The sequence below is a fragment of the Rathayibacter sp. AY1H3 genome (assembly GCF_002932015.1).
This window is the reverse complement of sequence record NZ_PSUU01000014.1, coordinates 16,864-27,282: the sequence shown is the minus strand read 5'-3', so window position 1 is coordinate 27,282 and position 10,419 is coordinate 16,864. Positions and strand designations below refer to the sequence as shown.

Sequence of the window (10,419 nt, the reverse complement as noted above, 5' to 3'; positions counted from 1 at the left end):
CCTCCTCGACATGTCGGTGGTCGCTGCCACCCTCCGTCCATTCCCCTTTGAAAGGCTTCCCACCCATGGACAAGTACACCGTCGCCCAGCACTCGGTGGGCAATGTGCTCAACTGGGTGGAGACCGGCAAGATCGCGATCCCCGAGATCCAGAGGCCGTTCGTGTGGACGAGCACGAAGGTGCGCGATCTGATCGACTCGCTCTACCAGGGCTATCCCGTCGGGTACCTCATCACCTGGCAGAACACGGCGGTGCGCCTCAAGGACGGTTCGCTGTCGGGGTCCAAGCAGATCCTGATCGACGGCCAGCAGCGGGTGACGGCGCTGACGACGGCGCTCGCCGGCGGCTCCATCGTCACGAAGGACTACAAGAAGACGCGGATGCAGATCGCGTTCAACCCGCTGACGGAGAGCTTCGAGACCTACACCCCGGTCCTCCGGAACAACCCGGAGTGGCTGCCGGACATCGCTGCCGTGATGAAGCCCGAGAACCTCTTCGGCCTCGTCCGCGAGTACCTCGAGAAGAACCCCGAGGCCGACCGCTCGGTCGTCGAGACGAACTTCTCGAAGCTGATGAACGTGCGCACCAGGCAGGTGGGCATCATCGACCTCGCGGAGAACCTCGACATCGAGACCGTCACGGAGATCTTCGTGCGCATCAACTCGAGCGGCGCGCGGCTCACACCCGCCGACTTCGCGATGAGCAAAATCGCCTCCTACGGCGAGTACGGCGCGCAGCTGCGGAAGTTCATCGACTACTTCTCGCACATGGCCGTCGCACCGCACTTCCACGCGATCATCCAGGAGAACGACCCGACCTTCGCCGAGACCGACTACTTCGCGAAGATCAGCTGGCTCAAGGACGACGCGAGCGACCTCTACGACCCGACCTACCAGGACGTCCTGCGGGTCGCCGGTCTGATCGAGTTCGATCGCGGGCGCATGGTCGCGATGGTGAGCTACCTGTCCGGCCGCGACTTCGAGACCAAGAAGTTCGACGACGCGATCGCGCAGGAGTCCTTCGAGCGCCTCGAGCGCGCTCTCTACCGGATCACCAACCGCTACAGATTCACGCAGTTCCTGATGACGCTGACCTCCGCCGGCTTCATCTCGCCGTCGCTGATCACCTCGCGCAACGCCGTCAACTTCGCTTACGCCCTGTTCCTGCGCCTGTCGGACGAGGGCGAGCTGCCCATGCCCGAGATCCAGAGGATCGTGCGGCGCTGGTTCGTCATGTCGATGCTCCTCGGCCGACACTCCGGCAGCTTCGAGACCACGTGGGAGCTCGACCTCCGGCGCCTCCGTGAGATGGGAGCGCAGGCCTACCTCGAGTCGATCGAGCGCAGTGCGCTGTCCGAGGCGTACTGGACGGAGGGTCTTCCGCTCGACCTGGTCACGTCGAGCAGCCGGAGCCCCTACTTCGTCGTCTACCTGGCCGCGATGGTGAAGCGCGGAGCGCGCGGGTTCCTCTCGAACCACGTGGGCGCGTCGGACATGCTCGGCGATTCGGGCATGGGCGACATCCACCACCTCTTCCCGAAGGCGTACCTTCAGGCGAGCGGGATCAACGATGCCGCTGACCGCAACCAGATCGCGAACTACGTCCTCGCGGAGACGCCGGTCAACATCCGCATCGGCAGGCTCGCGCCGGCCGAGTACGGAGCGCGCGTGCGGGCGCAGATCGAAGCGGGAACGCCGGACCTCGGCGACATCACGACCGAGGCCGAGCTGCTCGCCAACCTCCGCTCCTCCGCGATACCCGAGAGCCTGCTCGAGGCGACGGCCGTCGACTACCCGGCTTTCCTCATTGAGCGGCGCAAGCAGATGGCGGCGCTGCTGAGGGACTACTACTTCTCCCTCTGAAGGAACGGTCGCCCTGTTCGACGACGCGGCAGGGCACCCGCTCTCAGGGCTCCAGCCGCTCCATCACCTCGTCGAGCACATCGTCGAGCCGCCTCCTCCGCTTGTAGACCGTGAGGAGATCGACGTGCTCGCCGGTCCGGAGGTGCGCTCGGCCGTCCTCATCAACGGCGAGCACCGGATCCCCGCCCCGCGTCATGACCAGGATGCGGCGGAGCCGGTCGCCCAGCTCCTCAGCACGGAGGCCGGACGGTATCGGGAGGTTCGGGAACGACTGCAGCGCGGGGGCGGGGGAGATGTGGGTCAGGTGGTCCTCGATGCTGAAGACGACGTCCCAGGGCCGACGGTCGTTGAGGCCGCGAGTCAGGAGGCCGGAGACCACTCGGTAGCCGATCGATCGTGCCGTCGTGGCGTCGGCGGAGGATGAACCGAGGCCGAGCGTCACTTCGATCCGCTGGACGATCTCGTGCGGGTTCTCCGCCGCGAGGACTTCCTGCCACGTGATCGGCTCCACTTCGGGTCGGAGTCCGAGGAAGTGGATGCGACCCTTCTGATTGAAGAAGACGCCGGGAGAGGAAGGGCGGAGCCGATCGACGACCTGCGGCCCGTGATAGTGACCGTCGAGGAAGATGGCTGCGAAAGCCGAGAGCCGGGAGTGCCGGCGGCACAGCTCGCTGGCGATCCACCAGCCCTGCTCGTGGGTGAAACGTTCGGCGGGGTCCGGTACGGGCATGTCCTCATCCTCGTCATAGGCTTCTGTCGGTGCAGCCATCGGCGGAGCGCTGAGGCCGTTCTCCAGTCCGACGAAGGTGTAGACCCAATCGCCGTCCGCCGCCTGCTCGGGCTTCCGCTGGTACGTCGCCATGAGCCCGTCCGTATCGGGCAGCGGGACGGAAATCGACGTCCCGGGCAGGCCGTCGGGGAAGACAGGATTATCGCCGTAGCTGGTGCCGTCGAGGGGACCTCCGAGTAGATGGGCCACTACGAAGCCGAGATCGCCGGGCGTGAACTCAGCCATCGATCTCCACCTCCGCAGGCCGCACCGCGTGCACCGCATCCACCAGGAACCGCGCCGGCCGCGCCCGCGGCAGCACCGCGCTGACCTCCTGGAGCGCCTGGTCGGCGGGGATACCGAGGTGCCGGACGCTGTACGCGGCTCCGACGGAGGGCGTCCGGCTCCGCCCCTCGAAGCAGTGCACGAGCACGGTCAGGCCCTCGGCCCGGTAGGCGGCGACGGAGTCGGCCGCATCCGCGAGCACGCCGGCCGGATCGGCGTTGCTGCCGTCCTGGTCGACCAGCCAGACTGCGGTCCGCTCGCCGATGAAGGCCGGCACCTGCTCGCGGCCCACCCGGCACAGGGAGACGACGGCATCGACGCGCGGGCCGGTGCCGTCCTCGGCGAGGGTGTCCAGGGCGGTCAGGTCCCCGAGGAGCACGCCGTCGTCGTGCGGGTGGACGACGAGCGTGGCGGGCAGGCCGCTCACCGGCCAGCGCGCGGCGGCCGGCCAGCCGTTCTCGCCGGCGACGCCTCGGCGGGTGGCGAGCACGGCGCTGCGCACCAGGTCGTCAACGGTCTGCCCGGGCCAGCCGTGCAGGTGCCGGAGCCACGCGGCGGGAACAGCGGAGCGTCCCCAGCGGGCGCCGGCGAGCGACCCGGTGATCGCCGCGACCGTGTCCGTGTCGTTGCCGCTGCGGACGGCCAGCTCGATCGCCTCCTGGAGGGTCGTGCTGTGCGTGAGGGCGCACCAGGCGGCCTGGATCGCCGCGACGACCCAGCCGTTGCTCCCGGGGATGTCCTTCGGGTGCGCGGTCCGCTCGGCGACGTCGAAGCGCTCCGACCACAGCGTCCGCCGCTCCTCGGGCAGCGCGGTGATGCCACTGCGGACGTCGAAGGCGCCCTCGAGGATTGCGTGGCGGATCGCGAGCGACCACAGCACGCACGCGTCTCCGGCGTCGTCCTCGAAGTGCGTCAGGTCGCTCAGCCGACGGGCGGCGGCCGCGAGGGTCGCGTCGTCCGCGTGCAGCAGGCCGAGCGCGACCGGGCCGGTGCGCATGAGCGAGCCGTTCCCGGCCGAGCGCCCAGTGGACCGGTGCACCTGCTCCGCCGTGGCGCGCAGCTCGGACTCGCTCGCCCCGGGGGCCGTGGACAGCACGCGGCGGATCTGGATGCCGACGTCCTTCGCGGTCCCGGCCCAGGTCCGCCACTGCCTGCCGATGCGGTGCAGCGTCTCGGGATCGTCGAGGGAGGCGCCGGCCGCGAGCTCCTCGAGGATCGGGATCGCCATGCTCGTGTCGTCGGTCCACTCGCCGAGATCCCAGCCGCCGCCCGCGTGCAGCCGGACAGGGACGCCGTCGGCGAGCGGCGGGTGGAACTCGTACGGTGCGCCCAGCGCGTCGGCGGCCGCGGAGGCGACGATCGCACCGACCGCCCGGTCCGTCTGCATCGACGTCAGCGACGTCCGGTGTGTAGTCATGAGAGCCCCCGTTCCGGTTAGCGCGTATGTGCGCTAACTCCTTGGGTCCGAAGTTAGCGCACTTCTGCTTCAATTGCCAGATGGCAACCGCAGAGCTGACCGATCATCCGCGACCGTCCGTCGCCGTGGACGCCGCGGTGCTCACAGTGCCTCCCGGCGGCCCGCTCTCGATCGTCCTCATCGAGGACGGGTACGGCCGTCGCCTCCCTGGCGCCTTCGTCCACGAGCGGGAGCGCCTCGACGACGCCGTTCGACGCGGACTGCGGACGAAGACGGGCATCGAGGGCGTCGGACTGCGCCAGCTGCACGTCTTCGACGCTCCGGAGCGGGACGACCGAGGCTGGGTGATGTCGGTGGCGTACCTCGCGGTCGCGCCCTGGGAGGCGACACAGGGGTCGGGCCTCGCCGTGCCCGTCGCCGAGAAGGGGCCCCTCGCGTTCGACCACGACGAGATCGTCGCGCGCGCGCTGCTCACCATCGGGGAGGAGTACCGGAACCGCCCCGACCCGTACCGCCTCGTCGCCGAGCCGTTCACCATGCGACAGCTGCACGACCTGCACGAGCAGGTCGCCGGCGAGCCGCTGATGCGGGACAGCTTCCGCCGGGCGATGCTGCCGTTCCTCCGCGAGACGGGCGAGCTGGCGTCGGGTGCGGTGGGGAAGCCGGCGAGGCGGTTCGTGCGGGCGTGAGGCCGAGCGGTGGGGCGAGCAGTGCGCGCCCCCGTCGAGATCGTCCACGTCAGAACCGTCCCGGGCCTCCCGAGTCCGTGACGTCATCGGATGTCCCCACCCAGCCGCTCACTCATCCCCGCGACCTCCTGCCACGCTCCGGTCGCCCGTTCCTCCGCCGTCGTTTCCCGCAGCAGCGCGATGAGCCGCTCCCGCAGCCGCAGCTCTGCGGCCGTCATCGCGCTCTCGTGCCCCCGCGCGAGGAGGTACGAGTGGGCGTCCGTCGCGAAGGCGGCGAGGGCGTCGAGGAAGATCTCGAGGACGCGGGCGGCCTCGCCGACGCGGGACGGATCGCGGGGCACCGGCAGCATCGGCACGAGCCGCAGCCTCCCCTGCCAGAGGCGCTCGTCGAGCGGATCCGCGAAGAGGGTGAGGGCGGTCGCGAGCATTCCCGAGGCGGAGGAGGGGAACGCGCGGCGGACGTCGTGGACGATCTCGTGGAAGTGGTCGTCGGTGAGGCCGAAGCCGACGAAGAGCAGGTGCCGGGTCGCGAGGGTGGCCTTCACGATCGAGGAGAGGGCGCGGCGGGAGGAGTCGAAGCCGAGGTAGTCGTCGCGGGTGAGGACGATCGAGGACGGGTCGTCGACGGTGCCGTGGAGCTTGAGCAGCCAGCGCTCGTGGTCGCCCTCGTGGTCGCCGGGGATGACGGCGCGGGGGACGCCCGCGTCCTCGGACGCCGTCTCGAAGAGGCGGTCGTAGTTGAGCGTGATGGCCTGCTCGGAGTCGATCGCGGTGAGGAGCGCCGGAGCGAGACCGTACCGCTCGAGGGATCCGACCTCACGGGCGACGGCCTCGGCGAACCGTCCGGGCTGCTCCTCGTCGAAGAGCGTCGCGAGGTAGGACGCCTGGTCGAGCACGTTCTTCCCGCTGAGGACCGCGGACGTCTCGGAGTCGAGTCCGATCTCGCGGCCGAGCTCCTCGAGCAGTCCGTCCCAGGAGGGGCCGCCGGCGCTGACGCTGGTGCCGGCGCCGAGGAAGGGCACGAGCCGGCGGCGCCGGGCGCGCTCGGCGAGGCTCTGCGCCTCCTCGAGGGCCGGAGCCTCCAGCTCGGGCCAGGACGTCGCGGGATCGAGTCGTCGCCTGGACTGGGCGAAGGCGTGGACGTCGGCGCGGAGGGTGACGATCGCGATGTCGACCCGGAACGCCTCGGCGGCCTCCCGCAGCACGCGGAGCTGCTGGGCGAGCACGGCGTCGCGGAGGGTCCCTGATCCTCCTCCCGCCGTCGCGAAGAGCGGCACGGCCAGGAGCGGCAGCGGCCGCCTCGTGCGCCGATCCCTCGTCGCCGCCCGCGCGGCGACCTCGACGAAGGTCCGGAGGCGGCGGGCGATGTCGGCGAGTCCTTCGCTGTCCTCGGCGTCGTGCACGGCGCGATCGGGGACGGCGGTGAGGACGGGAGTGGGCTCGCCGTCGCGCGGCGCGAGCGGCAGTGCCGCCCGCCGGCCGTCCGAGAACTCCGGAGTCAGTACGGCGCGTGCGCGATCCTCCAGCTGCGGCACCCCGCGCCAGAAGTCCGTGAACGAGAGGAAGCGGTCCGTCGGCAGGAGCCACGCGTCGCAGGCGAAGTGGAGGAGGCTTCCGCGGGTGACGAAGAGATGAGGTCGAGGCACGGCCTCTTCCTATCAGCATCGCTCAGTCGCCCGGGAGGGCTCGTTCTCCGCGTCGAGAACGAGCCTTCTCGGGCGACTCGGTGCAGCGGGCCGGGAGTCACGCGAGCATCCGATGCCGACGTGACGCCGGCGTCAGCGCCCCAGCACTCCCGCGTACACCGCGAGGTACTCGTCGACCATCCGGTCCACGGCGAAGCGGCGGCGCGCGGTCGCCCGCACGGCCGCGCGGTCGAGGAGTCCGACCCGCTCGACCGCGGCGACCGCCTCCTCCCGTGACGACACCGCGAACCCGGTGACGCCCTCGTCGATGATCTCGGCCATGGATCCGCGGCGGTACGCGATCACCGGCGTCCCGCACGCCATCGCCTCGACGACGGAGAGGCCGAACGGCTCGTCGAAGCCGATCGGATGCAGGAGCGCGAGCGCTCCGCCGAGCACGAGGGCGCGCTCCTCCGGCCCGACCGAGCCGCGGTAGACGACGCGCGTCCCGTCGACGAGCGGCTCGACCTCCTCGCGCCAGTAGCGCTCGTCCTGGACGATGCCGCAGATCACGAGTCGCCGCCCGGCCGCGGCGGCGATCCGGACCGCCTCCGCCGTGCCCTTGTCGGGGTGGATCCGGCCGAGGATCACGAGGTCCTCTCCTCCGGATCCGGCGGGGAAGCCGTCCACGTCGATCCCGTGGTGCACCGTCGCCGCGTAGTCGAGCTCGGGGGAGCGGTCGCTGTCCGAGATCGACACCAGGTGCTCGGTGCGCGGGTGCCGCAGCGCCTCGCGGTAGGCGGGCAGGATCTCGGGCCCGGAGAAGCCGTGCACCGTCGTCACCAGGAATACGGCCGCGGCGGCGTCGACGTCGACGCAGCGGCGGATCAGGAGGCCGGCGCCGCGAGTGGCGTCCTCGCGGCCGTGCCCGGCGGGGAGGACCTACTCGAGGAGGAAGGCGCGCCCGTTGATCAGCAGCGTGTCGCCGTCGGTCGCGGCGAGAACGCCGAATTCGTCGACGGAGCGGGTGGAGTCCCCGGCGGTGTCCGAGGTCGCGGCGACAGCGGGAGTGGCTGCGGCGGCGGTGAGGAGGAGCCCGCAGGCGAGTGCGGTGATCACGGTCGTGCGGTTCATCGGCGTCGTCCTTGGCGTCGTGGTGGGCCGCCTCTCGTGGAGGCGGCGGGAACTGGTTCCGAGCCTAGGGCGCCGAGCCCGTCAACGCCCTGGGTCGTTCCTTGGGTTCAGCTATGAAGTACCGTGCAGCCATGCCCTGGGGACGCCTCTACTTCGCCGTGCAGGCGCTCGGCGGAGCGGCCTGGTGGGTCGCCGTGGCGCTCGTCCCCGCCGTGCGGATCGCGACGCTCGGCAGCCTCGATCCCGTCCCTGTCGCGGCTCTCGACCTCCCGCTGTTCGTCGGCGCCTCCGCTCTCGCCGCCGCCGGGATCCGCTGGGCGGCCGTCACCGCGACGGCCTGGACGCTCCTCGTCGCGGTCGCCCTGGCCGTCTGGGCCACCCTGACGGGGGAGGCGGGCTGGGGCGTCGTCGCGATGCTCGCCGCGGCGGGCGGCTCCGTCGTCGCGGCGTGCCTGCTCCTGCTCGGCCGGGTGCCCACGCGCTGGATCGCCTCCGGTCCCTTCTCCTTCCGCGTCGCGACCGCGGGCCGCCGGCCCGGATCGCACCTCGCCGCGACCCTCGGGCAGATCGCGGTGTTCTGGGGAGGCGCGCTGGTCGTCGTCCCGCTGGTGATCGCCGCGCTGGAGGAGCGCTGGGGCGTGGGCCTCGGAGCGGCGCCGCCCGCGGTCGTCGGCGTCGGCGTCCTGCTGCTGGTCGCGGCGAGCGCGCTCGGGATCTGGTCGGGGCTCACGATGTCGCTCCTCGGCGACGGCACGCCGCTGCCGATCGCGATGACCAACCGGCTGGTGATCGCCGGCCCCTACCGCTGGGTCCGCAACCCGATGGCGGTCGCCGGCATCGTGCAGGGAGCGGCGGTCGGGCTGCTGCTCTCGTCGTGGCTGGTCGTGCTGTACGCACTCCTCGGCGCCGTCGTCTGGAACCAGGCCGTGCGCCCGCTGGAGGAGGCGGACCTCGCCGCCCGCTTCGGCGCCGACTTCGAGCGCTACCGCTCGCGCGTCCGCTGCTGGGTGCCCCGCCGCCCGGAGCCGCTGCCGCGCCGGGGGTAGCCGCTGCCGCAGTGCGGTCGTCGAGGCGTTCCGCTCACGCCGGGACACCGCCGCCAGGCCGGCGTCTCGCCGACGAGGGCGGTGTCTCGAGGTGCGGTCCGCTCCTCCGCCCCCAGGACGCGCCCCTCGCGACGGCGACGCGCCTCGCCCGCCGACCCCGTCACTCCGCGGTGCGCCCGCGCCCGACCACCGCGGCGACCAGCCCCGCCGAGACCGCGGCCAGCGCGACCAGCACCCCGCCCACGCCGAGCGCCTCCGCCACGAGCGGAGTCGCGAGCGCCAGCGCGACACCGGGGAGCGCCAGGCGCGCGGGCATCGGCTGGTGCTCGCCGAGCGGCGCGTGCACCGCCCACAGGGTCAGGACGAAGACCGCGACCGGCACCGCGACGGCCGCGCCGATCACCGTGTCGGACGCCTCGAGGTGGCCCGCGGTCGCGGCGACGGCCGCCTCCAGCCCGGATCCCAGCGCCGCGAGGGCCGCGAACGCCGCGAAGTGCGCGTAGCCCCAGCGGTAGGAGAGGCCGCGCCGCCGCTCCAGCAGCTCGCCGGAGGGATGCGAGAACGACAGCCACCACAGCGCGAACACGATCACCAGCCCGCAGGCCGCGACCAGCACGAGCGAGGTGCTGACGCCCGCCTCCGTCACCGCCCGCTGCACGCCCATCACCGCCGCGAGGACGCCCTCGCCGAGCAGGATGATCGTGAACAGCCCGTACCGCTCGGCGACGTGGTGCGGATGCCAGTTCGCGTCGCCCGCCCGCTGCGCCCAGAGGGGCACCGCCAGCTCGCAGGCGACCAGGAGCAGGAAGCTCACCACCCCGACCTCCTCGGGCAGGAGCAGCCGCAGCAGCCAGCCGACCTGCACGATCGAGAAGCCGACGGCGTTGCGCACGGCGGAGGTGCGGTGCTCCGGAGTGGACACGGCGACGCGGATCCACTGGCTCACCAGCGCGAACCGCATGATCGCGTAGCCGATGGTGATCGCCCGGTAGTCGCCCTCCTCGAAGCCGGCCGGCACTCCCGCCGCGAGCACCAGGACGCCGGCCATCTGGGCGAGGGTCAGCAGTCGGTACGGCACATCGTCGGTGTCGTACCCGGACGCGAACCAGGTGAAGTTCATCCACGCCCACCAGATCGCGAAGAACACCATGCCGAAGGGGAGGAGCCCCTCGGCGAGGTGCCCCTCCTCGGTGGCGTGGGCGAGCTGCTGGGCGATCTGCGCGATCGCGACGACGAAGGTCAGGTCGACGAGCAGCTCGAGCGGACTCGAGACGCGGTGCGCTTCGTCGATCGCGCGCGGCTGCATCCGCACGCGGAGGGGGTGCGCGGGGGAGGCGGGCATGCGCTCATCCTGCACCCGGAGGGCTTCTGCGCGAGTGCCGCGCCCGCCTCCCGCGACCCTCGGCGCGCGCCCTCGCATCGAGCGTCCAGAAGTCGTCGCACTCGAGCGCGAGTGCGACGACGATCGGACACTCGCGGACGGCCGGACCTCGCCAGGTCGGGCGCAGTCGACACCGCGAGCAGGCAGGAGTCGCGGTACTCGCGCTCCCGTACGGCCACTTCTGGGTTCTCGTGCGCCCCGGGCGACACCC

Annotated in this window: 9 protein-coding genes; 3 read left to right on the top strand and 6 right to left on the bottom strand. The window is 71.8% G+C overall.

What is annotated here, in order from left to right; all coding sequences use genetic code 11:
- The first annotated feature begins 65 nt into the window (after window positions 1–65).
- A complete protein-coding gene (locus tag C5C33_RS07320) occupies window positions 66–1,862 on the top strand; it encodes a DUF262 domain-containing protein (RefSeq protein WP_104260814.1) in 1,797 nt (598 codons plus the stop codon).
- Between the two features lie 43 nt (window positions 1,863–1,905).
- On the opposite strand, the gene C5C33_RS07315 is transcribed toward C5C33_RS07320, so the two are convergent.
- A complete protein-coding gene (locus tag C5C33_RS07315; protein WP_146085763.1) occupies window positions 1,906–2,916 on the bottom strand; it encodes a hypothetical protein in 1,011 nt (336 codons plus the stop codon).
- On the bottom strand, window positions 2,870–4,333 hold the full coding sequence (locus tag C5C33_RS07310; RefSeq protein WP_104260812.1) for an ADP-ribosylglycohydrolase family protein: 1,464 nt from the start codon (window positions 4,331–4,333) through the stop codon (window positions 2,870–2,872). The genes C5C33_RS07315 and C5C33_RS07310 overlap by 47 nt, the downstream gene beginning before the upstream one ends.
- Window positions 4,334–4,413: 80 nt before the next feature.
- On the opposite strand from C5C33_RS07310, the gene C5C33_RS07305 reads away from it, so the two are divergent.
- Complete coding sequence (locus C5C33_RS07305; protein ID WP_104260811.1) at window positions 4,414–5,022, top strand: NUDIX hydrolase; 609 nt, start codon at window positions 4,414–4,416, stop codon at window positions 5,020–5,022.
- An 83-nt stretch (window positions 5,023–5,105) separates the two neighbouring features.
- Here C5C33_RS07305 and C5C33_RS07300 read toward each other — a convergent pair whose 3' ends face one another.
- From C5C33_RS07300 to C5C33_RS07290, 3 genes are all read right to left on the bottom strand, one after another.
- Window positions 5,106–6,668, bottom strand: coding sequence for an SIR2 family protein (locus C5C33_RS07300; protein WP_104260810.1), 1,563 nt, complete (start codon window positions 6,666–6,668; stop codon window positions 5,106–5,108).
- A gap of 132 nt (window positions 6,669–6,800) precedes the next feature.
- Entirely contained in the window at window positions 6,801–7,490 is a 690-nt protein-coding gene (locus C5C33_RS07295) for a glycosyltransferase (RefSeq protein ID WP_258069193.1), read from the bottom strand.
- Between the two features lie 99 nt (window positions 7,491–7,589).
- A complete protein-coding gene (locus C5C33_RS07290; RefSeq protein WP_104223384.1) occupies window positions 7,590–7,781 on the bottom strand; it encodes a hypothetical protein in 192 nt (63 codons plus the stop codon).
- Between the two features lie 131 nt (window positions 7,782–7,912).
- On the opposite strand from C5C33_RS07290, the gene C5C33_RS07285 reads away from it, so the two are divergent.
- Window positions 7,913–8,827, top strand: coding sequence for an isoprenylcysteine carboxylmethyltransferase family protein (locus C5C33_RS07285; protein WP_104260808.1), 915 nt, complete (start codon window positions 7,913–7,915; stop codon window positions 8,825–8,827).
- A gap of 160 nt (window positions 8,828–8,987) precedes the next feature.
- Here C5C33_RS07285 and C5C33_RS07280 read toward each other — a convergent pair whose 3' ends face one another.
- Complete coding sequence (locus C5C33_RS07280; protein WP_219814943.1) at window positions 8,988–10,169, bottom strand: low temperature requirement protein A; 1,182 nt, start codon at window positions 10,167–10,169, stop codon at window positions 8,988–8,990.
- Window positions 10,170–10,419: the final 250 nt, after the last annotated feature.

Coding starts and splice junctions, on each gene's coding strand:
- C5C33_RS07305 (WP_104260811.1), top strand. CDS start 4,414: ATGGCAACCGCAGAGCTGACCGATCATCCGCGACCGTCCGTCGCCGTG.
- C5C33_RS07280 (WP_219814943.1), bottom strand. CDS start 10,169: ATGCCCGCCTCCCCCGCGCACCCCCTCCGCGTGCGGATGCAGCCGCGC.
- C5C33_RS07320 (WP_104260814.1), top strand. CDS start 66: ATGGACAAGTACACCGTCGCCCAGCACTCGGTGGGCAATGTGCTCAAC.
- C5C33_RS07285 (WP_104260808.1), top strand. CDS start 7,913: ATGCCCTGGGGACGCCTCTACTTCGCCGTGCAGGCGCTCGGCGGAGCG.
- C5C33_RS07315 (WP_146085763.1), bottom strand. CDS start 2,916: ATGCGGTGCACGCGGTGCGGCCTGCGGAGGTGGAGATCGATGGCTGAG.
- C5C33_RS07290 (WP_104223384.1), bottom strand. CDS start 7,781: ATGAACCGCACGACCGTGATCACCGCACTCGCCTGCGGGCTCCTCCTC.
- C5C33_RS07310 (WP_104260812.1), bottom strand. CDS start 4,333: ATGACTACACACCGGACGTCGCTGACGTCGATGCAGACGGACCGGGCG.